Source organism: Streptomyces sp. NPDC091289 (genome assembly GCF_044757365.1).
In the GTDB taxonomy this organism is placed as follows: domain Bacteria; phylum Actinomycetota; class Actinomycetes; order Streptomycetales; family Streptomycetaceae; genus Streptomyces.
This window is the reverse complement of sequence record NZ_JBIVUT010000005.1, coordinates 190,378-214,817: the sequence shown is the minus strand read 5'-3', so window position 1 is coordinate 214,817 and position 24,440 is coordinate 190,378. Positions and strand designations below refer to the sequence as shown.

General features: G+C 71.1%; 18 protein-coding genes. 13 read left to right on the top strand and 5 right to left on the bottom strand.

Going from position 1 to position 24,440, the window contains the following annotated elements; genetic code table 11:
- Positions 1–42: 42 nt before the first annotated feature.
- Positions 43–1,632: an APC family permease gene (locus ACIQPT_RS08365; protein WP_401153881.1), complete on the top strand. Its 1,590-nt coding sequence runs from the start codon at positions 43–45 to the stop codon at positions 1,630–1,632.
- 80 nt (positions 1,633–1,712) lie between these two features.
- Positions 1,713–2,075 (top strand): DUF6463 family protein, encoded by a 363-nt coding sequence (locus ACIQPT_RS08360; RefSeq protein WP_401153880.1) that lies wholly within the window; start codon positions 1,713–1,715, stop codon positions 2,073–2,075.
- A gap of 86 nt (positions 2,076–2,161) precedes the next feature.
- Here ACIQPT_RS08360 and ACIQPT_RS08355 read toward each other — a convergent pair whose 3' ends face one another.
- Entirely contained in the window at positions 2,162–2,890 is a 729-nt protein-coding gene (locus ACIQPT_RS08355) for a siderophore-interacting protein (protein WP_401153877.1), read from the bottom strand.
- Between the two features lie 124 nt (positions 2,891–3,014).
- Here ACIQPT_RS08355 and ACIQPT_RS08350 point away from each other — a divergent pair, with 124 nt between their 5' ends.
- Entirely contained in the window at positions 3,015–5,888 is a 2,874-nt protein-coding gene (locus ACIQPT_RS08350; RefSeq protein ID WP_401153875.1) for a GNAT family N-acetyltransferase, read from the top strand.
- A 120-nt stretch (positions 5,889–6,008) separates the two neighbouring features.
- Here the strand turns inward: ACIQPT_RS08350 and ACIQPT_RS08345 are convergent, their stop codons facing one another.
- A complete protein-coding gene (locus ACIQPT_RS08345; RefSeq protein WP_401153873.1) occupies positions 6,009–6,491 on the bottom strand; it encodes a sel1 repeat family protein in 483 nt (160 codons plus the stop codon).
- A gap of 63 nt (positions 6,492–6,554) precedes the next feature.
- Complete coding sequence (locus ACIQPT_RS08340; RefSeq protein WP_401153871.1) at positions 6,555–8,090, bottom strand: CehA/McbA family metallohydrolase; 1,536 nt, start codon at positions 8,088–8,090, stop codon at positions 6,555–6,557.
- Here ACIQPT_RS08340 and ACIQPT_RS08335 point away from each other — a divergent pair.
- Positions 8,083–8,337: a hypothetical protein gene (locus tag ACIQPT_RS08335; protein WP_401153868.1), complete on the top strand. Its 255-nt coding sequence runs from the start codon at positions 8,083–8,085 to the stop codon at positions 8,335–8,337. The genes ACIQPT_RS08340 and ACIQPT_RS08335 overlap by 8 nt on opposite strands.
- Positions 8,338–8,420: 83 nt before the next feature.
- Positions 8,421–9,266: an LLM class F420-dependent oxidoreductase gene (locus ACIQPT_RS08330; RefSeq protein ID WP_401153865.1), complete on the top strand. Its 846-nt coding sequence runs from the start codon at positions 8,421–8,423 to the stop codon at positions 9,264–9,266.
- A gap of 12 nt (positions 9,267–9,278) precedes the next feature.
- Here ACIQPT_RS08330 and ACIQPT_RS08325 read toward each other — a convergent pair whose 3' ends face one another.
- Positions 9,279–9,503, bottom strand: coding sequence for a tautomerase pptA (locus ACIQPT_RS08325; protein ID WP_401153864.1), 225 nt, complete (start codon positions 9,501–9,503; stop codon positions 9,279–9,281).
- A 1-nt stretch (position 9,504) separates the two neighbouring features.
- Entirely contained in the window at positions 9,505–13,359 is a 3,855-nt protein-coding gene (locus tag ACIQPT_RS08320) for an amino acid adenylation domain-containing protein (protein WP_401153861.1), read from the bottom strand.
- Positions 13,360–13,663: 304 nt separating this feature from the next.
- Here ACIQPT_RS08320 and ACIQPT_RS08315 point away from each other — a divergent pair, with 304 nt between their 5' ends.
- The 8 genes from ACIQPT_RS08315 to ACIQPT_RS08280 all read left to right on the top strand — a co-directional run bounded on the left by ACIQPT_RS08315 (position 13,664) and on the right by ACIQPT_RS08280 (position 24,431).
- Entirely contained in the window at positions 13,664–13,969 is a 306-nt protein-coding gene (locus ACIQPT_RS08315; protein ID WP_401153858.1) for a chorismate mutase family protein, read from the top strand.
- Positions 13,966–16,041: an aminodeoxychorismate synthase component I gene (gene pabB / locus ACIQPT_RS08310; protein WP_401153855.1), complete on the top strand. Its 2,076-nt coding sequence runs from the start codon at positions 13,966–13,968 to the stop codon at positions 16,039–16,041. Before ACIQPT_RS08315 ends, pabB begins: the two co-directional genes overlap by 4 nt.
- On the top strand, positions 16,038–16,913 hold the full coding sequence (locus ACIQPT_RS08305) for a prephenate dehydrogenase/arogenate dehydrogenase family protein (RefSeq protein ID WP_401153852.1): 876 nt from the start codon (positions 16,038–16,040) through the stop codon (positions 16,911–16,913). The genes pabB and ACIQPT_RS08305 overlap by 4 nt, the downstream gene beginning before the upstream one ends.
- A gap of 51 nt (positions 16,914–16,964) precedes the next feature.
- The gene (locus ACIQPT_RS08300) at positions 16,965–18,641 is read left to right on the top strand and encodes an AMP-binding protein (RefSeq protein WP_401153849.1); all 1,677 of its coding nucleotides are present in this window, start codon (positions 16,965–16,967) and stop codon (positions 18,639–18,641) included.
- Complete coding sequence (locus ACIQPT_RS08295; protein ID WP_401153847.1) at positions 18,638–19,258, top strand: DsbA family protein; 621 nt, start codon at positions 18,638–18,640, stop codon at positions 19,256–19,258. Before ACIQPT_RS08300 ends, ACIQPT_RS08295 begins: the two co-directional genes overlap by 4 nt.
- Before the next feature lie 117 nt (positions 19,259–19,375).
- On the top strand, positions 19,376–21,991 hold the full coding sequence (locus ACIQPT_RS08290) for an ATP-grasp domain-containing protein (protein WP_401153845.1): 2,616 nt from the start codon (positions 19,376–19,378) through the stop codon (positions 21,989–21,991).
- Positions 21,991–23,232, top strand: coding sequence for an MFS transporter (locus tag ACIQPT_RS08285; protein ID WP_401153842.1), 1,242 nt, complete (start codon positions 21,991–21,993; stop codon positions 23,230–23,232). Before ACIQPT_RS08290 ends, ACIQPT_RS08285 begins: the two co-directional genes overlap by 1 nt.
- Positions 23,229–24,431 (top strand): ATP-grasp domain-containing protein, encoded by a 1,203-nt coding sequence (locus ACIQPT_RS08280; protein ID WP_401153840.1) that lies wholly within the window; start codon positions 23,229–23,231, stop codon positions 24,429–24,431. The genes ACIQPT_RS08285 and ACIQPT_RS08280 overlap by 4 nt, the downstream gene beginning before the upstream one ends.
- Positions 24,432–24,440: the final 9 nt, after the last annotated feature.

Here is a 24,440-nt window from a genome sequence, read left to right as displayed (position 1 = left end):
CACGCTCCGGATGTGGATATCGCAGCGCATAGCGTCCTTCTCATGACTCAGCTGGACGCGCGGCCACAGGCCGGAGACGCGGTACGGGGAAGCGCCCCGGCCGACGGCGGTGGCGGCCGCGACGGCCGTGTACGCGGCAAGGGGCTCGGCGGGAACTCCGTCGGCCTGACGGGCAGCGCCGTCATCGGCATCTCCACCGTCGCCCCCGTCTACTGCCTGACCTCGACCCTCGGCTCCACCGCCGGTGAGGTCGGCGTGCAGATGCCCGCCGTCTTCCTGGCCGGGTTCCTGCCGATGCTGCTCGTCGCCTTCGCCTACCGCGAGCTCAACAAGGTCATGCCGGACTGCGGCACCTCCTTCACCTGGACGGTGAAGGCGTTCGGCCCGCGCGTCGGCTGGATGTGCGGCTGGGGCCTGGTCATCGCGACGATCATCGTCCTGTCCAACCTGGCGGGCGTCGCCACTTCGTTCTTCTGGCTGCTGGCGGGCGAGGTCACGGGCAGTCCCTCCGTCGCCGCCCTGGACGACAACAAGCTGGTCCACATCGGCACCTGCCTCGCCCTCATCGCCGCCGCCACCGCCATCAGCTACCGGGGCATGACCGCCACCAAGGGCATCCAGTACGCCCTGGTCGGTCTGCAACTCGCCGTGCTGGCACTCTTCGTGACGATGGCCCTGAACAAGGCCGGCAGCGGCGGCGCGGACTTCGCCACCTCGCTCGACTTCTCCTGGTCCTGGCTGAACCCGTTCGCCGTCCAGTCCTTCGCGGCCTTCACCGCCGGTCTCTCCCTCTCCATCTTCATGTTCTGGGGCTGGGACACCTGTCTGACCGCCAACGAGGAGACCACCGGCAGCGACAAGACGCCCGGCCGCGCCGCCCTCATCGCCATGGTCGTCCTGGTCGGCGCCTACCTGGCCACCGCCGTCGCCGCCCAGATGGCCGTCGGCTCCGGCACCACCGGGCTCGGCCTCGCCAACCCGGAGACCGGCGAGAACGTCTTCTCCGCCCTCGCCGGACCGATCATGGGCTCCGGGCTCGGCGTGCTGCTCTTCGTCGCCGTCCTCGCCTCGGCCGCCGCCAGCCTCCAGACCACGTTCATCCCGGTGGCCCGCACGGTCCTCGCGATGTCGACGTACGAGGCGATGCCGGCCTCGTACGCGAAGGTCCACCCCCGCTTCAAGACGCCCGGCCGGGCGACGGTCGTGGCGGGCATCGGGACCGGCGTCTTCTACACCGTGATGACCCTGGTCAGCGAGCACGTGCTGATCGACACCATCTACGCGCTCGGCCTCATGATCTGCTTCTACTACGCGCTGACCGCCTTCGCCTGCGCCTGGTACTTCCGCGCCGAACTGACCCGCTCCGCCCGGGACCTGGTCTTCAAGGGCCTCTTCCCGCTCGTCGGCGGCATCCTGCTCGCCGCCGTCTTCGCCAAGACCCTCTACGACATGTGGGACCCGGCGTACGGCTCCGGCTCCTCGGTCCTCGGCGTCGGCTCGGTGTTCGTCATCGGGGTGGGGCTGCTGCTCCTCGGCGTGGTGCTGATGGTCGCGATGGAGCGCCGCAGCCCGGCGTTCTTCCGGGGCGAGATCCTGACGAAGGAGACCCCGGCCCTCGTGGTCGAGGACTGAGGTCTCCGGCAGAACTCCGGCAGGACTCCGGCAGGACTCCGGTGCGGCGCCGGGCCGTGCGGGACCCGTACGCTGAGGCCATGAAGCAAGCTTCGGCGGGGCGCTGGCTCCAGGTGGTCGGTATCGCCCATGGCGCCATCGGTGCGGTGATCTACCGCGACGTGCTCGCCGACATGGGCCGGCACGTGGTCGGCTCCGTGCCCGAACGGGGCGACCGCGCCGCCGCGTTCTGGTTCATGGCCGCCGCCCCCACCCTGTGGCTGGGCGGCCGGCTGCTGCGGTCGGCGGAGGAGCACGACGACCTCCCGGCCCAGCGCGCCGCGGGCATCGCCCTGGCCGGCGTCGGCGTGGTGGGCACGGTGGCCATGCCGAAGAGCGGCTTCCCTAGCCTGGTGGGCATCGGCGGGGTCCTGCTGCACAGGTCGCGCAGGTCGCACGGGTAGCGCAGACCGCACAGACCGCACGGGTAGCGCAGACCGCACGGGTAGCGCAGACCGCACGGGTGGCGCAGGTCGCTGCGGTCCGGGATCTACGGCCGCCAGTAGCCCAGCGCGTTCACCCGGTCCTTGGGCAGGCCCAGCTCCTTGCGGAGGTACGCCGACAGGGTCCGGGTCGTCGACGTGTCGCAGGCGACCCAGACGTACGCGTCCGAGTGGTCCTCGCCCAGCAGCTCCGGCAGGGCCGCCTTCACCTCGGAGACGAGGTGCGCGCCTCCCTCGCGGCGCTCCACGTGGTGCAGGGTGTGGTGGGCCTCGTCGAGGCGGAACGGCAGTTTCCGGTCCTCCTCGTGCGCGGTCTCGAACCAGATCGTCGCCGGGGTCGAAGGGATCGCGTCCAGCAGGGAGTTGACCGCGGGCAGCGCCGCCGCGTCACCGATCACGAAGAGCCGCGAGGGCGCCGGGTCGGGCAGGGTGAAACCGGTGCCCTGGAGCGTCGCGTCGATCGTGTCGCCGGCCTTCGCCTCCCGCGCCCAGGTGCACGCGGCCCCTTCGTGCAGGGCGAATTCCAGACTGAAGGTGCCGGCCTCGGGGTCCGGGTCGACCAGGGTGTAGGCCCGCTGATGCGGTTTGCCGTCCTTCTCGAACCACAGCCGCACCCACATGGTCGGGTGGGCCCCGCCGGTCGCGGCGAGCAGCCCGCCGTCGGTCACGTGCACCCGGCGGAAGCGGTCGGTGACCTGTTCCGTGCCGGTCACCGTGAAGGTGAAATCACGCCCCCGGAACAGTTTGAGAACGACGCCTTCCCAGCCATGCCCCATGGTGTCTCCTGCCTCGCCCCGGTGCCCGGGCCCACTGCCCAAAGGGTCACTTTAGGTTAGGCTAACCTAAATTCCGGGGGCTGGGGAGTGGCTGAAAAGCACCGGAAGTGGGGATGGGCAAGCGATGACCGCCGACGTCGACAGCGACAGACCGAGCGACAGACCGAACGAGGGGCCGGGCGCGAAGGCGAGGGCGCGGCCGGACGAGGAGTCGGGCGAGAGACCGGGCGAGAGACCGGGCCGGGCGCCGGGGGCCGCCTTCGAGGTGTTCCGCGACGACTGGGGGATCCCGCACCTGCGGGCCGCCGACGCCCTCGCGCTGGCCCGCGCCCAGGGCCACGTCACCGCCCTGGACCGGGCCTGGCAGCTGGAGACCGAGCGGCACCGGATACTCGGCACCTCCGCGTCCCACCTCGGCGCGGACGCCGTCGACTGGGACCGGTTCGTCCGGCGGGCCCGGATCGCCGACACCGCCCGCCGCTGTTTCGACCGCCTCGCACCGGAGACCGCCGCCTGGGTCGGCGCGTACGCCGACGGCGTCAACGAGGGCCTCACCGAAGGGGCCGCCCTCGCCCCCGAGTTCGCCGCGGTGGGCCTCGCCCCCGGCCGCTGGGAGCCCTGGACCCCGCTCGGCGTCTGGCTCTCCACCCACATCCTGTTCGCGGGGTTCCCGACCAAACTCTGGCGCGAAGAGGTCGCCCGCCGACTCGGCGAGGAGCGCCTGACGCTCTTCGCCACCGACGGCCCCGGCACGGCCGGCAGCAACGGCTGGCTGCTCACCGGCGCCCGCACCGCCACCGGAGCGCCCCTGATCGCGGGCGACCCGCACCGCTTCATCGAGGACCCCGGCGTCTACCAGCAGATCCGCCTCGCCTGCCCCGAGTTCGACGTCGTCGGCCTCGCGGTCCCGGGCGTCCCCGGCATCGCTCACTTCGGGCACACCGGCGGCGTCGCCTGGGCGATCACCAACGCCATGGCCGACTACCAGGACCTGTACCGGGAGCGGATGCGCCGCACCCCGGACGGCGGGGTGGAGGCGCTCGGCCCGGACGGCTGGTACCGCGCCCACGCCCACACCGAGACGATCGAGGTGGCGGGTGCGGACCCGGAGACGGTCGAGGTGATCGAGACGGACCGGGGCCCGGTGGTCATCGGCGACGATCCCGGGTCCGACGCGCCCACCGCACGCCCCTTCATCAGCCTGCGCTACCCGCCCCGCGTCACCGGCGAGTCGGGCTTCGACGCGCTGCCCGCACTGCTCCGGGCCCGTACGGTCGCCGACCTCGACACCGCCCTCGACCGCTGGGCCGAGCCCGTCAACGTGGTCCTGGCCGCCGACACCGCCGGAGGCACCCTGCACCGGGTCGCCGGACACGTCCCGGTGCGCCCGTACGTCAACCGGCTGCGGGTCGTCCCGGCCGAGGATCCCGCGTACGCCTGGCGCGAGGGCGAGGCCGTCCCCCTGCCCCGTACCGACGTGGACGGCCCCGGCGGGATCGCCGTGATGGCCAATGAGCGCGGCCTCGCCACCCCGCTCGGCGTCGAGTTCGCGCCCCCGCACCGGGCCCGCCGGATACGGGAGTTGCTCGACGCGCGCACCGACTGGACCCCCGAGGCCCAGGCCGCCGTCCACACCGACACCCGCCTCGCCTCGTCCCGCCCGCTGCTCTCCCTGCTGGCCTGGGCCCCCGACCTCGGGCCCGCCGCCGAACGCCTCCGGGACCGGCTGCTGCGCTGGGACCGCCACATGGACGCGGACAGCACCGACGCGACCCTCTACGCCCGCCTGCGCACCGACGTCGTCCACCGGCTGGCCGGCCACCCCGCCCTGCGGCCCGTCACGGGCGACGCCGACCCCTGGCGCTCGACCGCCTACCCGGCGCTCTTCCGCCCCTGGCTCGCCGCCGTCCCCCGGATCGGCTATGCCCTGGAGAGCCTGCTCTCCGTCGGACTCCTGCCGTACGAGGACCGGTTGGCGGTGGTCGCGGCCTCGGCCGAGGCGGTCGCCGCGGCGGCCGAGGAGTCTCCGCCGGGCCCGTGGGGCGAACTGCACCGGCTGTCCCCCTGGCAGGCCCTGCCGGGCTCCGCACCCGACGAGGACGCGATCCGGCCGGGGCTCGCGGGCGACCACGACTGCGTGCTGTCCACCTCCAGCGTCCCTGGCGTCACCGACCTGTTCGCCCGTGGCCCGGCCGCCCGTTACGTCTGGGACCTGGCCCGCCGTGAGAACAGCCGGTGGGTGGTCCCGTTCGGTGCGTCCGGAGTCCCCGGATCCGCCCACCACCGCGACCAGACGTCCCTGTGGGCGCGGGGAGCACTCGCCCCGGTGGTCACCGACTGGAACCTGCTGCACCGCACGAAGCGCCACGGCACGAAGCACCACGGCACGTCGCACCACCCCGAGGAGAACGCCGCCATGACCGCAGCCCCCGCCCTCCGCGCCGCCGTTCACGAGCAGAAGGTGGAGGGCTTCGGAGTGGTCCGCCTGGTCCCGGTCGTCCCGGCGGCCGACGCCGACCTGCTGCACGGCTGGGTCACCGAGGAGCGGGCCCGCTTCTGGGGCATGGGCGACCACACCCGCGAACAGGTCCTGGAGATCTACGAGTTCGTCGACTCACTCCCCACCCACCACGCCTACCTCGCGCTCCGCGACGGGGCCCCGGCCGCGCTCTTCCAGACGTACGAGCCGGACGCCGACCCGGTCGGCGAGTGCTACGACGTCCGGCCCGGCGACTTCGGCATCCACCTGCTGATCGCGCCCGCCGAGGGCGAAGCGGCGGTGAAGGGATACACGGACGCTCTCCTCACCGCGTTCATCGGCTTCGTCTTCAGCGACCCGGCCCACCTGCGGGTCGTCGTGGAGCCCGACGCCCGCAACGAGAGAGCCCTCGCCCGGATGGTCCGGGTCGGCTTCGAGCTGGGGCCGGAGATCGTGAAGCCGGAGAAGACGGCCCGGCTCGCGTTCCTGACGAGAGAAGCCGCGCTGGGACTCGCGTAGGCGTCGACCCGGGCGGACGGAAACGGGCGGACGGAGACGGGCGGGCCCCACGGGGGTGGGACTGCCCGTCTCCGTCCGCCCGTATGCGTCCGCGCATGCGCATGCGGACGGGCCTATGGGTTACGGCGCCGGGTCCGCCCCGTCCGGGTGCAGCGCGCCGCCCGGCCGGAACAGCCGCTTGGCCACCGCGTGCCCGCCCTCCGCCGCCATCCGGAACCACGGTTCCGCCTCCGCCAGGCCCTCGCGCTGCTCGACCAGGCGGCCCAGCTCCCACATCGACTCCACGTCGCCGGCCTGTACCGCCTGCCGCAGCAGCCGCTCGGCGGCGTCGGGACGCCCCTCGGCGCGCGCGGCCAGGGCGAGTGCGCGCAGCTTCCGTACCGCCCGGGCGTCCCCTGCGGCAGCCGCCGCCGCGAGTACCCGTGGATCGACGGCGCGGCGGGAACGGTTCCGGAACAGCAGCAGGATCCCGAGCACCCACATGATCCAGCTCAGGCTGATCAGCGTGGCGTTGCCGGTGATGACCCCGGTCAGGCTCAGCGCGCCGCCCGCAGGCAACAGGAAGTACCCCAGCCCCGGTCCCGATCCCGAACCCGGTTCCATCGCAGTTCCTCTCCGTCCGGTCCACCCGGCCTCCGTTACGCCTGCATCGTCCCTTCCCGCTTCTCAGCCCGGTGTACCGGCCTCCGTGTCGAGGAAGACCGGGTTGGTGAGCGCCGCGAACGCACCCGGCAGCTCCGGAGGCCCCGGAACGGCCGGAGCATGCCGGACCTCGGCACGGACGTAGGCGGCGTGGGCGGGAGTCGTACGCCACTCCACCACGCCCGTGCCCGAGGCGGGCAGCGAGGTGGTCAGCAGGGTCCCCTGATCGGTGACCAGCCGCACGGTGCCGTCGGCGGGTGCGCCCGTCACCTCCAGCCGCACGGTCACGGGGGCGTCCGCGGCCGCCCGCAGCCGCTCGCCGATGCCCGCGTACCGGCCCCGCCCGTCCGTCGCGCCGAAGGAGAGGGACAGATCGGCGGACTCGGCGAGGTAGGAGCGCCCGGCCCGGATGCCGGCGAGGACCGCCTGCCGCGACAGCGCGTCGGCCAGGACGACGGTCTGCGGGTGGCCCACGCGGTCCGGCTCGCGGTGGGCGTCGCTGTTGCCCATCGCGGGGAGCCAGCGCCGGGACCGTGCCCCCTGCCCCGACCCCGACCCCTGCCCCGACCCCGGGTCCGGGCCCCGGTCCCGTACGGAGGCCACCAGCGTGTTGTCCCACTCCGCGAGGGCGATCTCGTCGTCCGGGGTCCAGGGCCCGTTCCACACCTCGACCGCGTCCGCGTCCGCGAGGCCGAACTTCCAGTTGCAGCCGATGCAGGTGGCGTGCGGATGGGCGGGCACGACGAGCCCGCCGGCCCGGCGCACCTGTCGCGCGTACCGGCCGAAGCGGTCGTCGCGGGCCCGGTAGCGCCAGTCGACGAAGACACCCGGATCGGTGCCGATGGCCAGCACGTGCCCGTTGCGGGTGGTGACCTCCTCGCCGGTCAGGATCAGCAGGTCGTCACCCCACAGCCCCTCCCACGCGGCGTGCGCGGAGGTGGTGTTGTGCTCGCTGCTGTTGATGAAGTCGAGCCCGGCGGCCCGCGCCGCGGCGGCGACCTCGGCCGGGGTGCGCCGCCCGTCGGAGTGCGTGGAGTGGACGTGGCAGTCGCCCCGGTACCAGGCCCGGCCGCGCCCCTTCGCCCGCTCGGGCGGATAGACGGGCGCGGGGGTGCGGGCGCCCTCCCCGAAGCGCAGCGTGACGGTCACCTCGTACGGCAGCCCCTCGGGGGCCACGGTGTAGGGGGCCAGGGCGATGTGCCAGGTCCCGGGGCGTACGGGGCCGGGGAGATAGCCGGGTGTCGCGGTGTCGCCCCGGACGAAGAACGAGGTGCGGGCCCCGCCGGACCAGCCGCGGAAGCCCCGCCCGCCGAGCTCCGTACCGCGTTCGTCGAAGAGGCCGATGTCGAGGGCGTTGCCCTGGACGCCGGGCGGCACGGGCGGCTTGCCGTAGGAGTACGAGACGGCGAACTCGGCCACCCCGTCCGGCACGTCGACCGGCAGGTACACATAGTCGGGAGACCCGGCGGGCAGCGTCCCGCGCACGGTCCGGGTGCGGTGGGGGCCGCCGGGCCCGGATCCGGTGCGGTCCCCGGCGTGGGCGAAGCTCACGGTGGCCAACGTTAAGCCCGTCGCGGCGGTCCCGGCGAGCAGGCTGCGCCGGGCGATCGGGGGCGAGGGCGGAAGCGGGGCCGGGGCCGGGGGCGGTTTCTGGGCATTCGGTTCGCGGTCGCTGTTCATGGCTGTCACGGTCTCGGATTTCATCGACGTACGGCTTACGTTGGCGCTTCGCACGGACGACGTACTGAAGGACGACGTACTGAAGGACGACGTACTGAAGGACGACGTACTGAAGACGACGTACTGAAGACGACGTACTGAAGGACTGCGTGCGGACCGGCGACGTACCGGCCGGCGACGTACCGGCCGACGACCACGGAGGTGTTCTCGATGCGGATCGCCACAACGATCTTCCTCACCGACGAGACGGTGACCCCGGTCAGGCTCGCCCGCGAGCTGGAGCGGCGGGGGTTCGCCGGGCTGTATCTGCCCGAGCACACGCATATCCCGGTGAGCCGGCGCACGCCGTACCCGATGGGCGGTGAGCTGCCCCGCGAGTACGGCCGCACGCTGGACCCCTTCGTCGCCCTCGGCCAGGCCGCCGCCGTCACCGAGCGCCTCACGCTGGGAACCGGCATCACGCTGGTCGCCCAGCACGACCCGATCGACCTGGCCAAGCAGGCGGCCACCCTGGACCACCTCTCCGGCGGCCGGTTCACCCTCGGCATCGGCTACGGCTGGAACGTCGAGGAGGCGGCCGACCACGGGGTGGAGTGGGCGACGCGCCGGGACCTGGGGCGGGACCGAATGGCCCTGATGCGGGCGCTGTGGGCGGACGAACCGACCGGTTACGAGGGCGAGTTCGGGTCGGTGCAGGCGAGCGAGGCGCACCCGAAGCCGGCCCAGCGGCCCCGGGGCCCGGTCAACGGCCCGCGCACCCTGATCGGCGGCGGGGCGGGCCCGAAGCTGTTCGCGCACATCGCGGAGTACGCGGACGGCTGGCTGCCCATCGGCGGCGGAGGCCTCACCGAGTCCCTGCCGAAGCTGCGGGCGGCCTGGGAGGAGGCCGGGCGCGACCCGAAGGATCTCCAGGTGGTGCCGTACGCGGTCCTGCCCAGCCCCGGGAAGCTCGCCCACTACGCGGAGCTGGGCATCGAGGAGGTCGTGCTCCAGCTGCCCCCGGCGGACGAGGCGGAGGTCCTGAGGACGTTGGACACGTACGCCGCGTACCTCTGACGCCGCCCCGGGTCAGTAGACGGGTGTCTTGATCAAGGCGTCCCGGCCGTCCGTGATCTCGGGGCGGTAGACCTGTTCGTCCCAGAGTTCGGGAGCGACGGGCTGGAGAGCGATGGAGACAGCACCTTCGTCGCAGGCGAAGGCTTCCTGGACCGCCACCGTCAGCGCCTCGGCGAGCCGGGCCTGCTGGTCAGGTGCGAGGGACTTCGGGAAGTGCTTGATGGACACGTGCGGCATATCAGTTCCTTGTCTGTCGGGTGGTCTCGCTGAGGACGGCCCTGGCGAGTTCGTCGATGCCCGGGTCCCGGAGCACCTCGTAGTGGTCCGCCTCCAGGCGGACCACTACGGGAGCGGCGGACACATGGGCGGGATCGCGCTCGATGAAGGAGGGTGTGTCGCCACGGGCCTTGAAGATCGTCACGGGCGCTCGCAGACGGCGCCGGCCGGGACCGGTGAGGTCGTCCGGGAAGCCGTGGGTGAGGCACACCACCGCGATCACCCGGCGGATCAGCCCCGCGTCGAGCTGCGGAAACCGGCGGATCACGAACTCCGTGAAGCTCTGCGCGTCGTGGGTGGCCCGCAGACAGGCGTCCAGGAGCGGGCCGCTGGTGGTGGCGGCGAAGACGGAGAAGAGGAGGGTGACGAAGTCCGGGGAAGTGAAGTCGGCGTCGGCCCGGGGCCGGGTGTTCCCGCCGGGGAGGCGCGGCGACCCCGGCGCCAGCAGGAACAGGTGGTCCACCTGGGCGCCCGACCGCTCCAGCTGCCGGGCCGCCTCGAAGGCGACGCGGGAGCCGAAGGAGTAACCCCACAGGCTGTAGGGACCGTTGGGCTGGACCCGGCGCAGTTCCTCGATATCGGCCCGGGCCATCTCCTCGATGCTGGAGTACGGCGTCTCGCCGCTGTTGATGCCGTGGGACTGGATGCCGTGGAACGGGCGGTCCCCGGCGGTCCGGTCCGCCAGCAGGCGGAGGTTCATCGCGTAGCCGCCGAGCCCGGGCCAGCAGAAGACCGGCGGGGCGGAGCCTTCGGTGCCCAGCGGGATCAGCCGGGACGACGCCGCGCTGCCCGGGCCGTCGACGCGTACGGCCAGCTGTTCCACGGTCGGCGATTCGAAGATCACCTGGAGGGGGAGGGAGCGGCCGAACGCGCGGTTGATCCGGTGCACCAGGGCGACCGCGATCAGAGAGTTGCCCCCGCATGCGAAGAAGTCGTCCTGGACGGAGACGACATCGCGTTTCATCGCCGCCTTCCACAGGTCGCAGATTCTCGATTCGGTCTTCGTGCGTGGGGGGACGACCCGGCGGCTGCCCGAGCTGGCGGTCCGGTCGACGTGTGCTTCCAGGGCCTTGTGGTCGATCTTGCCGTTGGCGGTGTGCGGCAGCCGGTCCATGACCAGGATCCTGTTGGGCAGCATGAACTCGGGCAGGAGAGCCGCCAGGTCCTCCTTGACCAGTTCCGCCGGACCCTTCATATGGACGGTGTCCTCGTTCATGCCCTCGTGGGCGAGCTGTTCGTCGTTCACCGCGCCGCCGACGGAGAAGTACGACGGGCCGGCAGGCCGGCCGGCGTCGCGGAGGATGCCGGTCATCCGCCGGGCGGCCGGAAGGTCGTTGCCGGTACGTGAGCTGTAACCGGACGACATGAACCCGAGGTTGCCCGTGTTCAGCATCAGGTGCTGGAGCCTTCGGCCCAGGTCCAGATAGCTGCGGTGCTCCTGATCGGTCCGGCTGACGATCGTGATGCCGAACCGGGCCCGCTCGTACACCGCCTGGTTGATGGCGATGACATGGCGTTTGAGAATCAGCTCGTCGGAGACCCGCTCCAGCCGTCCGTCCACGTACAGGTACTGGCCGGCGGGAAGGCCGGCCCCGCTGCCCGGGTGGAACTGGACATAGATATCGGCCATGTCCCGCTCCCGGGGACCGGGTTCCGTGTCCCGGGGAGCCAGGGCGAAGCTGCCCAGGTAGTAGTCGTCGGGCGCGCACTTCAGCTGCTCCCGCCGGCCGGGATCGTGGGGTGCGGGGACGGCAGCGAGGCCGTAGGCCGGCAGAAGTTCGTCGAACAGCCCGACCATGTGGCCGGCTTCGATCTCCAGGACTTCACGGATGTTGTTCCGGTAGACCGGCTCGATCGCCCGTCTGCGGCCGATGAAGTGCAGGCGGACCCCGGACGGTGCCCCGGCCTCGGCCCCGGCTTCCTCGATCGGATACAGCTCGTGGTGGACCGGGTGGTAGTAATAGGACCCCGGGCGAAGGCCGTCGATCCCCGCGATCTCCAGGTGGAGCTGCACCGCGTAGAGCGATCCGGGCGATGCGTAGGCGTACTTCGGCAGCAGCCGCTCCTGGCTGTGGAACTGGCCGAAGTTGCGCAGCAGTTCACCGAGTTCGTCGAGCGTGATCTCTTCGGGGGAGCGCGGTGAGGCGCCCTCCGCGCGGCGTCCCAGGGCCGCCAGCAGGTCCGGGGAGCCGACGTGTTTGCCGTCGTAGAAGCGGTACGTCTTCCGGGCGAACGCACGGCGACGCTGCTGCGGCGTGGCCGTGGCGCCGGGCAGGCTGACCGCCGCCCCGGCCGACTCCGTGAGATCCCGGACGCCGGGGCTCGACAGCTGGGCCCTGACCTGGAGCTTGGACTCCTTCGACAGATGATGGGTGTCGTGGTTGCCCTGGTCCATCAACGCGGCTTCACGGGGACTGAGTTCGATGCAGACGACGAGGTTCTGGAAGCCGGTGTGCGGGTCGTCGCGCACCAGGACCGCCGCGTTCTTCACCCAGTCGTGGGCCTCGATGGCCAGGCGTATCTCGTCCAGTTCGATGCGGAAGCCGCGCAGCTTGACCTGGTTGTCCGCCCGTCCCGCGAACTGCAGAGTGCCGTCCGGGTTCCAGTACGCCAGATCACCCGTGCGGTAGAGCCGGTCGTGGGGGGCGGGATCCCCGAAAGGGCTGGTCACGAAGCGGTCCGCCGTGAGGTCCGGGCGGTGCAGGTACCCGCGGGCCAGCTGGATGCCGCTGATGTACAGCTCGCCCGTCTCGCCGGGCTTCAGGGGCCGGCGGTGAGCGTCCAGGACGTGGTGTCGCAGCCCGGCCACGGGGGTGCCGATGGGAACGGACAGCGGGCCGTCGCCGAGAGCCGCCGGATCGACGGTGTGGGCCGAGGTGTTGATGGTGCACTCGGTCGGTCCGTAGACATTGACGACGGTACAGTCCGGCAGGATTTCCGTGCACTGCCGTGCGAGATTACGGGAGAGGGCTTCGCCGCCGCTGAATATATGTGTCAGAGAGAGACATCGGTGCAGTTCGTCGGTTTCGACGAGTGCTTGCAGCAAAGTGGGGACGCACTGGACCGTGGTGATCTGTTCGCGGATCACAGTCTGGATGAGCAGATGCGGATCGCGGTGGATTCCCGGTGCCCCAAAAATGACTGTGCTGCCGCAGGAAGAGGCCAGGAACTCCCACTGTGCCGCGTCGAAACTCATCGGGGTCTTCTGGAGTACGACGCTCGTGGAGTCGAGGTGGTAGGTGTGCCGGAGCCAGTTCATCTGGTGCACGATGCTGCGGTGCTCGATCATCACACCCTTGGGTTTTCCGGTGGATCCCGAGGTGTAGATGATGTAGGCGATGCTTCGTGGATCGGGGTTCTCGAGAGGGTCGCTCTGCGTTTCGCCGAAGTTGGCCTTCCGGTATTCCGCCGCATTTTCCGGTGTGGTGATCTTCACGTGCGGGGGAGCCAGGTCCTCAAGACGGCTCCGCAGTGACTCCTGACAGAAGACGACCGTGACTCCGGCGTCCTCCAGCATGTACCGAAGGCGTTCATCCGGATAATCGGGCGACAGCGGAAGATAAGCGGATCCGGCGAAAAGAACACCCCAGGTGCCTACCGCGAGATCGAGTGAGGGGTCGACCAGGACGCCCACGCGGCTGTCCCGCTCCGCCCCGAGATGTCTGAGATGGTGGGCCAGATCAACGCTGTCGGCGACCAGTTCGCGGTACGTCAGGCTGTCGTCCCCGTGCCGGACGGCGATGTCGTCCGGCCGTTTCCTTGCCTGTTCGATCAGCAGGTCCGTCAGGCATCTCTCCACGATAATCGGGTCTTCCATCGTGTTTCCCCCCATGGCCATACGTCTGCCCGCTGCCGTAATGCTGGAGAGTATGCGATCAGGAATCTGCATTTGGCAACCGGGCGGATGTTGATGGGCCGGACGCCCGGGCCGACGCTTGCGGCCGGCTCGATATTCGATCTCTGGCCCTCGACTCCTGCGTCGATTTGTACCCTTTTGCATCTGTATCTCAACCCCTGAATTATGTGCAGTGCGGTGACCCGAGCCATGAAAGTCGTGGCGGATCGGCTGGGTGCCCGGGCAGGATTCAGGGGAGCGGAATATCCGGGGAGAGGGCCCAATCATGCTGGAGAGACACCCGGCGTCAGAAGCGACGATCGAAGACTTGCGGGCGCAGCTCGACGCGATCGACGAGCGCCTCCTTCAGGAGCTGCGTAATCGTATCGAACTGTGCGTGGAGATCGGTCACTTCAAGCGAGAGCGCAATGTTCCGATGATGCAGCCGCATCGCATCGGTATTGTCCAAGCGCGTGCAGCCCGGTTCGGCGATCAGCACGGGATCGATCAGGAATTCCTCCGGCGGCTGTACGAGCTGATCATCGAGGAGACCTGTCGTGTCGAGGATCTCATCATTGGGGACCCCGTATGAGAACCCTGCTGATCGACAACTACGACTCCTTCACCTATAACCTTTACCAACTTCTCGGCGAGGTGAACGGCCGCCCGCCGGTGGTCGTCCGCAACGGAGCCGACTGGTCGGACCTCCGCTTCGAGGAATTCGACGCGGTCGTCATCTCGCCCGGCCCCGGTCGGCCCGACCGGGAGCGTGACTTCGGGATCAGCGCCCGGGCCATCCTGGACAGCGGGCTGCCGGTGCTCGGGGTCTGCCTCGGTCACCAGGGCATCACCCATCTCTTCGGGGGCCGGGTCGGACTCGCTCCTGAGCCGGTCCACGGCAGGGTCTCCCAGGTGCACCACACGGGTGAAGGCGTCTTCGCGGGCCTGCCCTCCCCGTTCGAGGTGGTGCGCTACCACTCGCTGGCCGCCACCGAGGTCCCCGACGAGCTGGAGATCACCGCCCGCATTGAGGACGGCGTCGTCATGGGGGTGCGGCACCGCACCCGTCCCATCTGGGGCGTGCAGTTCCACCCCGAGTCCATCAGCAGCCAGTACGGCCGCGAACTGCTCGCCAACTTCCGGGACCTGGCGCTCGCTCACGGCCGGGAGCGGAAGCCCGTCCGCACCGTGCACGTACGCAAGGTCGCCGTGCGGCCCGACACGGAGGCCGCCTACCGTGAGCTCTTCGCCGCCGACGACCACAGCTTCTGGCTGGACAGCTCGAACGTCGTCGAGGGCCTGTCCCGGTTCTCCTTCCTCGGCGACGGCTCCGGCCCGCTGGCCGAGTACGTCACCTACCGGATCAGCGACGGCGTCGTCACGATCATTGCCCCGGGCCGGGCCGGCCGGGGCGAGGAGATCGTCGGGCAGAGCTTCTTCGACTACCTCGACGCGCAGCTGAGGGCGCGTGAGGTGCCGGTCCCCGAAGGCCTGCCCTTCGAGTTCAACCTCGGCTATGTCGGCTTCCTCGGGTACGAGATGAAGGCCGAGACCGGCTGCGGCGCCGTGCACAAGTCCGAAACCCCCGACGCCGCCTTCCTGTTCGCGGACCGGATGCTCGTTGTCGACCACGTCCAGGGCGACAGCTACCTCCTCGCGCTCTCCCAGGGCGACGACACCGAGGCCCGGCGGTGGATGGCGGAGACCGAGGGCCGGCTGCTGCGCCTGCCGCAGGCCGCGGAGCCCGATCCACTGCCGTTCGACGGCGTGGGCATGACCGATCCCGCCGCCGAGGGAACCGCCGTGCTGCGCCACGGCAAGGACGCCTACCTGGAGCGGATCGCCGAGAGCCTGGAGGAGATCCGGCAGGGCGAGACGTACGAGGTGTGCCTGACCAACTCGGTCACGCTCAAGGCCCGGATCGACCCTTTGAGCACCTACTCCCGACTGCGCCGCATCAGCCCCGTCCCTTACGGGGCGCTGCTCGACTACCCGGGGGTGGCGGTCCTCAGCGCCTCGCCCGAGCGGTTCCTCACCGTGGGTACGGACGGGGTCGCCGAGTCCAAGCCGATCAAGGGCACCCGGCCCCGGGGCGCGACGCCCGCCGAGGACGAGGCACTGCGCCAGGACCTCCTCGGCCATGAGAAGGACCGCGCCGAGAACCTGATGATCGTGGACCTGATCCGCAACGACCTCAACACGGTCTGCGAGGTCGGCTCGGTGCATGTGCCGCGGCTCTTCGACGTCGAGACCTACGCGCCCGTTCACCAGCTGGTGTCCACGATCCGTGGCACCCTGCGGCCCGAGGAGTCGGCGGTCTCCTGCGTCCGTGCGGCATTCCCCGGCGGGTCCATGACCGGTGCCCCCAAACTGCGTACGACGGAGATCATCGACCGGCTCGAAGAGGGGCCGCGCGGGGTCTACTCCGGGTCGATCGGCTGGTTCTCGCTCAGCGGCGCGACGGACCTCAACATCGTCATCCGCACCCTGGTCGCCACCGAGGACCAGCTCAGCTTCGGTGTCGGCGGCGCGATCATCGCCCTGTCGGACCCCGAGGAGGAGTTCGAGGAGACGGTCGTGAAGTCCCGGGCGGTGGTGACCGCGGTCCTCGCGACGGCGCTGACCTCCGCAACGCTCCCGGACGGGCGGGGAGGCGACCGGTGATCCGGCGTGCTGTCGTCATCGGCGGGGCGGGTGCGGTCGGCACTCTGTTCACCGGACGGCTCCTGGAGGCGGGTGTGGCGGTCACCGTCGTGGACCGTGCCGCCGCCACGTCGTCCGACGAGCGGGTCCGGCGGATTCGCGGGGATGCCACGGCCGTCGGCCCGGGCTTCGCCGCCGAGCTGGCACGGGCCGACGTCGTCGTCCTCGCCCTGCCGGACGCGGTGGCCCTGGTGGCGGTCCCCGGGCTGGCCGGCGCATTGCGGTCCGACACTCTGCTCGTGGACACCCTGTCCGTCAAACAACCCATCGCCGAAGCCGTCCGCACCCACGCGCCGGGGGTCCAAGCCGTCAGCGTGAACCCCATGTTCGCGCCCTCCCTCGGCTTCCCGGGGCGGCCCGTGGTGGCCGTCACGGTCAACGACGGCCCGCGCGTGGCGGAGTTCCTGTCGCTCGTCGAGGACTGGGGCTCCCCTGTCGTACGGGTCGGCGCGGCAGAGCACGACCGGCTGGTCGGCGCCGCACAGGTGCTGCCCCATGCCGCCGTCCTCGGCTTCGGGCTGGCCCTCGCAGGACTCGGCGTCCCCGCCGTCGGCCTGCGTGAGATCGCCCCGCCGCCCATGAACACCCTGCTGGCCCTGCTCGCCCGGATCGCCTCCGGAACCCCGGAGGTCTACTGGGATGTGCAGGCCGCCAATCCCGAGGCCCCGGCGGCGCGCAAGGCGCTCGCCGAAAGCCTCCACCGGCTCGCCGGAGTCGTCGAAGCGGGCTCCGAGGCCGGCTTCGCCGCGGTGCTCACCGAGCTGCGCGACTACCTGGGCGACGACCTCGCCCACCACCGGGACTCCTGCGCCCGGCTCTTCACTCATATCTGAGTCGGCCCAGCCCCGGCTTCATCACTCATGCGTGCTTTGGAAGGTGTACACGTGACCAGTTTTGCCCCCAGCGTCCTGAACCCGCAGCAGCGGGCGGATCTCGCCGCCGATGCCACCGTGGGCGGCGGCAACCTGCTGCGCTCCGCGACAGCCGCCAACCCGCGGCCCGACGAGCGGTTCATCCACTCCTCCCGCCCCATCGCGACCGCCACCGGTGAGCTGCGCCAGGACTTCAGCCTGCTGGAGTTCGACGCCCTCGCCCAGGCGTGGTCGGCCTGGTACCTGGCGCAGGGAGTGCAGACCCGCGACCGGGTGGCGGTCTGGTTCGAGGACTCGATCGCCTACTCCCTGCACTTCCACGCGCTCGCCCAGATCGGCGCCGTGGCGGTGCTGATCAACTCCAATGCCCCGCAGACGATCGCCACGTCCCTGATCGAGCAGACCACCCCGGTCGGCCTCTACGCCGACCGGGCACGGCTGGACATCCTGGGCGACACCGGTGAACTGGGCCTGCGCTGGGTGCAGTCGCTGGAGGAGTTGCCCGCTCCGCCCGCCGCCACGCTGGAGGAGCCCTCGTACTGGAACCACCACGACGAGGACCCGGTCGTCATCCTGCACTCCTCCGGTACCACCGGACGCCCGAAGCCGACGCTGCACACCCATAAGTCGATCGTGGCCGGACCGAAGTTCCGCCTGGTGGACCACACGGAGCAGCCCGGCGCCCTGATGATGACCGCCCTGCCCCAGTCCCACCTGGGCTGCGTCGCGTACACCGTGTACGCCGTTCTCGGCGGCACCCCGATCGTCGCCCTGAGCGACAGCAGCGGCCCCGCGCTGTCCGCCGCCGTCCAGAAGTTCCAGCCGACAGCGGTCATGTCCTTCGCGCACGGCTACGCCGAACTCGCCAACCTTGACCTGCCCGTCGGCTCGCTCGACTCGGTTCAGGTATGGACGTCCATCGGTGACGCCGTCCACCAGTCGCACATCACCAAGGTCCTCGCCCTGCGCAGCCCGGAGTTGAAGCCCTCCGCGTTCTTCGACCGGCTGGGCACCACCGAGCTGGGCTGGGGCGTGCTGCTCAAGGTCCGCACGCTGGAGACCGAGCGCAACGACCGCTGCGCGGGCAAGCCGGTCGGCGTGGCCGAGGTCGCCATCCTGCGCGAGGACGGCAGTCCCGCCGACGACAACGAGGTCGGTTTCCTCGCCGCCAAGGGCCCGGCCATCACCCCCGGGTACTGGGCGGACTCCAACACCACCTACCGCTACAAGCTGGCCGGCTACTGGCTGCCGGGCGACATGGCCTACCGGGACTCCGAGGGCGACCACTACCTGGTCGACCGGGCCGCGGACGCCATCGTGACCGAAGCGGGCACCGGCTACACGGTGTTCATGGAGGAGGTCATCCTCAACGAGGTGCCCGAGGTCGGCGACGTCGCCGTGATCGCCGGTCGCCGCGGCGAGAGGGTCCTGCCGGTCGCCGTGGTCACCGCCGCACAGGGCTCCGGCGAGCCGGCGAAGCTGCTGCTGCGGGCCAACGAGGCGCTGGAGGCGGCCGGTCACCCGAAGCTCGCGGTCCTGGAGATCGCCCGTACGGAGGCGGATTTCCCGGTCGGCGTCACCGGCAAGGTCCTCAAGCGCGAACTGCGAGAGAAGTACGCGGACCTCACCTCCTACGTCCAGCAGGCCGACCGTGCGTACCTGGCGGCCACGGCGGAGGCCGGCGCATGAGTACCGGCACCACAGGTCCCGCACGGGTCGACTTCTACTTCGACCCGGCCTGCCCGTTCGCCTGGATCACCTCGCGGTGGATCCTGGAGGTGCAGCGCCACCGTGAACTGGAGCTGCGCTTCCGGCTGATGAGCCTGTACGTGCTCAACGAGAACCGTGAGCTGCCGGATTGGTACCGCACGCTGGTGGACAACTCGCTCGCGCTGAACCGCATCTGCACCGCAGCCGCGGAGCGGCACGGCGAGGAGATTCTGGGCAGTCTCTACACCGCGCTCGGAACCAGGATTCACAACGGGGGGAACAAGGACTACCGGGCCGTCGCCGCCGAGGCGCTCGACGAAGTGGGCCTGCCGGCCGAACTGCTGGACGCGGCCGACTCGGAGAAGCACGACGAGCAGTTGCGCCGCAGTCACCACGAGGGCATGGACCCGGTCGGTGGGGACGTGGGCACGCCAACGATCCACCTCGACGGGGTGGCCTTCTTCGGGCCCGTGCTCAACTCGATTCCCCGAGGTGAGGAGGGCGCGCGCCTCTTCGATGGTGCGCGCGCCCTCGCGAACTATCCGGACTTCTTCGAGTTGAAGAGAACCCGGACAGGGAAGCTCAATTTCGGCTGAGTTTCCGCGATTTGGTGGCCGCTTTTCGACTGCTTGCGCGGTCGGAACGTGGCCACCAAGCTTCACCGTACGGCTGGACGGCCGGATCAGCGAACCGACGAGGGAACCAAGGACGACATGAACACAACGCCTCCAGCCGCGGTGGCGGCCTCCTCCCCGGAACGACCGGACGCCTTCTTGCTCACCGGCTCGTTCCTCGTGGTGTGCCGCGCCCCCCAGTACTTGTCGGAGCTGTCGCGCCGGGGCCTGAAGATCCTTCTGATCACACCGTCCGCCTGGCGCGAGGAGGCCCGTCCGGCGATGCAGGACCCGGCCCATCCCGCCTTCGCCATCGATGAGATCGCCTTCGTCGACGGCGATGTCGCCCGGGAGAACTCCTACCTGCCCGGTGCCGTATCGGCGGGCCGTCACTGGCGTGATGCGTACAACATCGTCGGGGCCTACGCGGTGGGCGAGACCCAGGTCGAGCCGACCGGACTGCTGGCCGACGCGCTCGGCCTGCCAGGCCCGGGGCTGCGAGCCACCCGTGCCTGCCGGAGCAAGTACCTCCAGCGCTGGTACCTGCCCGAGTTCAGCCCTCCCTGGCTGGTTGTCGCGGGCGGGGACCGCGACGGTGTCGACGCGCAGGCCGTGCCGTACCCGGCAGTCGTCAAGCCCGCCGGCCGCCACTCCAGCTCGGGCGTGGTGACCGTCGGCGGCCCCGACGAGCTGCGGTCCGCGCTCGTCGCCTACCCGCCGTACGAGACCGTGCTGATAGAGGAGAAGATCGTCGGCCAGGAGTATTCGGTGGAGAGTCTGGTCCAGAACGGCTCCATCGTCTTCGCCTCCGCCACCCGCAAGGACACCACGGACTCCCGCGCGGACACCTTCGTCGAGCTCGCCCACACCGTGCCCAGCGACCGTCCGGACGCCGACGAGGTCCTCCTGGACGCGAACGCGCGGGCGCTGGGACTCCTGGAGTTCCGGGACGGTATCGCGCACTCCGAGTGGCGCATCGACTCCTCCGGGCGCGCCCACCTCATGGAGGTCGCCGCCCGTACGCCGGGGGACGGCCTGTGCGTCCTGTACGAACTGGTCACCGGTGCCCCGCTCGAACCCGAGATCCTCAAGACGGCCCTGGGCGAGCCCGCCGCCTATCCGGCCCCGCGCCGGGTGGCCCGCCAGGTGTATCCGGAGCACGTCCCCGGAGTCCTCAAGGACGTCGTGGTGGACGGCTTCGCCATCGAGCCCGCCTGGGTCGGCGACGGCGGACTGTGGCCGCGCATAGAACCGGGCGCGCACGACGACCCGCCCGCGCTGCGCGCCGTGTTCGTCCACAAGGGCCGTGGCACCCGGCTCGGCCCGCTGCGCAGCTCCGAGGACCGGGCGGTCTCCTTCTTCATCGACGCGCCGAGCGTCGAGGAGCTCGACGCGCTGGAGGAGCGGGTACGCGGGGCGCTGACCATCGAGACCACCCCCTCGGTGCCGGACACCGTCACCCATGTCCTGGTCGGCTACAGCCCGGTGATGCTCGCCAAGCTCGACGGGCGGCTGCCCGCGGACTCGGTGCTCGTGCTGGAGGAGCCGGCGGTCATCGCGACCCGGGACCTCGCGGACCTCGCCGACCGGCATGCCTGCGTCGGCGCGCTGCTGGCCGCGCCCAGCCAGGACGAGTCGCGCCCCGACCGGGTCGTGGCCCACGTCCCCCGGCCGCCGCAGGTGAAGGTGGTCGTCCCCGTCGTCGAGTACGCGGTGGTGGCCGCCGCCGCGCTGGCCGAGGCATGGGGGTTGCCCGGAGCCGGCCCCAAGGCCGCCGGGGTCCTGCGTGACAAGGGACTGCTCCGCGCGGCCCTGACCGGCACCTCGATCGCCCAGCCCGCCTGGCAGGTCGCCGAGCACGCCGCGGACGTCGCCGCGTTCCGGGTCGCCCAGGGCGGGCGGTGCGTGCTGAAGCCGGCCAACCGGCAGGCCAGTCTGGGCGTTCAGCTGCTCGGCCCGGACGACGACGTGAACGCGGCGTGGGTGCACAGCGTCACTGCCGACGAGCCGACACTGCGCGCCCCCAAGGATCAGGGCACCGACCGCTTTCTGGTGGAGCAGCTGCTGTCCGGACCGGAGGTGAGCGTCGAGGCCGTGGTGCACGAGGGCGTCGTCGGCTTCACCAACATCACCGCCAAGAACGTCCAGGACTCCCGCTACCCCGTCGAGACGGGCCACACCGTGCCCGCCGACCTGCCCGAGGAGACCGCGGACGCTCTGCGCGGGGCGCTCGTCGCCCTGGTCGAAGCCGTGGATTTCCGCTCCGGGGTGCTGCACTCCGAATGGATACTGCAGGACGGCCGACCGCATCTGGTCGAGTGCGCCGGCCGGCTTCCGGGCGGCGGCATCACCGTGCTGATCGACCTCGCCTACGGCACCGACATCCTGGACGGCCTGCTGTACGTCCTGGAGGGCAGGGGCCGGGTGGAGGCGATGCCCGCACGGCAGGGCGCGGCCGTACGGTTCCTCACCACGGCCCCGGGACAGGTCCGGGAGATCACCGGCGAGGCGGAGGCCCGAGCCGCCGACGGTGTGCACGCCGTCCATCTCGCGGTCGCCCGCGGTGAGACTGTCCTGCCCACCGTCAGCTCCTGGGAGCGGGCCGGGTTCGTCATCGCCACCGGTGCGGACGGCGCGGCGGCCGGGCGGAGCGCGGAGCGGGCCGCCGCGCTGATCGCCGTGACGACGGAACCGGGGACGGGGGAGTCCCTGTGATGCGGGTGTCCTGGCGGGACTACGTGCCCGCGACTCCGGAGGGTCGTTCCTTCACCGTCATCTCCATGATCAACGCGGTCGGGAGCGGCCTCTTCCTTGCCGCCTCCGCGGTGTTCTTCGTCCGCTCGGTGGGCCTGACGCCCGTCGAGGTGGGCACCGGACTGGCCATCGCCGGCTTCGTCGGCTTCCTGACGACGGTGCCGATCGGTTCGGTGGCCGACCGGTTCGGCGCCCGGCGCACCTTGATCGTGCTCCAGCTCTGGCGGGCCGGCGGATTCGCCGCGCTGTGCCTGGTGCACGGTCCGGTCGGCTTCACGATCGTCTCGTCCTGCCTGGCCGCGGCGGAGGCCGCGACCCAGCCGATGACGCAGGCCGTGGCCTCCGCGACGGTGGCCGGTACCGACCGCACGCGCACCATGGCGATCATCCGTACGGTGCGCAACGTCGGCTTCTCCGTGGGTGCGCTGCTCGCGGCGCCGCTGCTGGCGGCCGACAGCATCTGGGCCTACCGGAGCATCGTCCTCACCACGGCCGCCGTCTTCGTCGTCTCGGCGCTGATGCTCACCCGGCTGCGCGTCGGCGGTGCCGACGCGGTCCAGCGCAAGGTCGGTCCGCTGGCCGCGCTCAAGGACTTCCGGGACTGGCGGTATCTGCTGCTGGCCGGGCTGAACGGCGTGCTCAACCTGCATGTGACGATCCTGGCGGTGGGCATCCCGCTCTGGGCCATCGGCTCGACGTCGATGCCGGCGGGACTGCTGCCCGCCCTGATCCTGATCAACACCCTGATGTCGATCGCGCTCCAGGTCCCCATCGCGCGGGCGGCCGAGACCGTGGGCGGCGCGGCCCGCGCGCTGCGTCTGGGCGGCCTCGCGATGGTCCTGTGCTGCGTCGCGCTCGCGGCCGCCGCGGGGCCCGCCTCCGCGTGGGCGGCGGCCGGGGTCCTGGTCGTGGCCTGCCTGCTGCTGACGTTCGGAGAGATGTGGCAGGCCACGGGCGGCTGGGAACTCTCCTACGCCTACGCCCCCGAGGACCGTAAGGGCGTCTATCTCTCGGTCTTCAGCCTGGGCGGCACCGGCCAGCGCATCGTCGGCCCCGCTCTCGTCACCTCCGTGGTGATCGCGGCGGGCCCGGCGGGCTGGCTGGGCCTCGCGGTCGTGTTCGGCCTGGCCGCCGTTCTGGTCACTCCCGTGACCCGCAGGCTGCGGGTCACTCCCCCGGTGGAAGAAGGACTCGCCTCATGAACGACCCCAGGGATCTGCTGCTCGTCGGCATCGGCACGATGGGCCGCCCCTACCTCGACGCGGCGGCTCGGCTCGGACTGCGGGTGCGCGCCGTGGAGTCGGCCGCAGCCTGGGAGAACCGGCCGGTCGATCTCGCCGAGCGTTTCCACCGCGTCGAGGGCGGCCAGGACGAATCCTGGGCCAGGGGAGTGTCCGAGGCCGTCGCCGAGCGGCGGCCGGACGGTCTGGTGGCCTTCGCCGAGCCCCATGTGATCTCGGCGGCGCTCGCCCAGGACCGCCTGGACCTGCGCGGCCCCTCCCTCCACGCGGCGGTGATCTCCCGCAACAAGGCATTGCAGCGGGCGACGTTCGGCGCGTACGGAGTGCCGCAGCCGGAGTATCTTCAGGTCTCCTCCGTCGACCGGGCCCGCGCGTGGATGCTGGAGCGGCTGCCCGTGGTAGTGAAGCCGTTGACGCTCGTCGGAAGCGAGGGCGTCGAGCTGGTCCGTACCGAGGCGGCGGCCGAGGACGTCATCGCGCGCCGCTCCGGCGAGGGTGCGGTGCTCGTCGAAGAGGCCGTCGGGGGACCGGAGTACAGCTGGGAGGCGCTGGTCCGGGACGGCGAGGTGCTGTTCGAGAACGTCACCGCGAAGGAGACCACCGCTCCGCCGTACTTCGTGGAACTGTGCCACCGCGTCGGCCATGTCTTCGAGCCGGCGCTCGCGGACCGGGTCACCTCCCTCACCAGATCCGTGCTCGACGCGATCGGGATGCGGACGGGCCTGGTCCACCTGGAGTTCAAGGTGGGCACGCGCGGCCCGGTGCTGATCGAGATCGCGGTGCGCACGCCCGGCGACTACCTGCCGGACGCGATCGGTCTGGCGTACGGCTTCGACCTGTACGAAGCCGTACTCCGGATCTCCCTGGGGCTGACCCTGGAGGGTGTGGTGAACAGCCGCCCGGTGTCCTGGTCCGCCACGGTCTTCCCGACGGCCGCGCCCGGCACGATCACGGAGATCACCGGGGTACCGGAGGCGCTCGAACACCCGGACGTCGTACGGGTCCGGCTGCGCAAGGGAGTCGGCGACACCGTGCTGCCCCTGACCTCCTCGTCCCAGCGGATGGGCCATGTCCTGATCAACGCCTCCTCGCCGGAAGAGCGCGAGAAGGCCCTGTTGCATGTGCGTGACAGCCTGCTGATTCATGTCGCGCAGAACTGATTTCGGAGG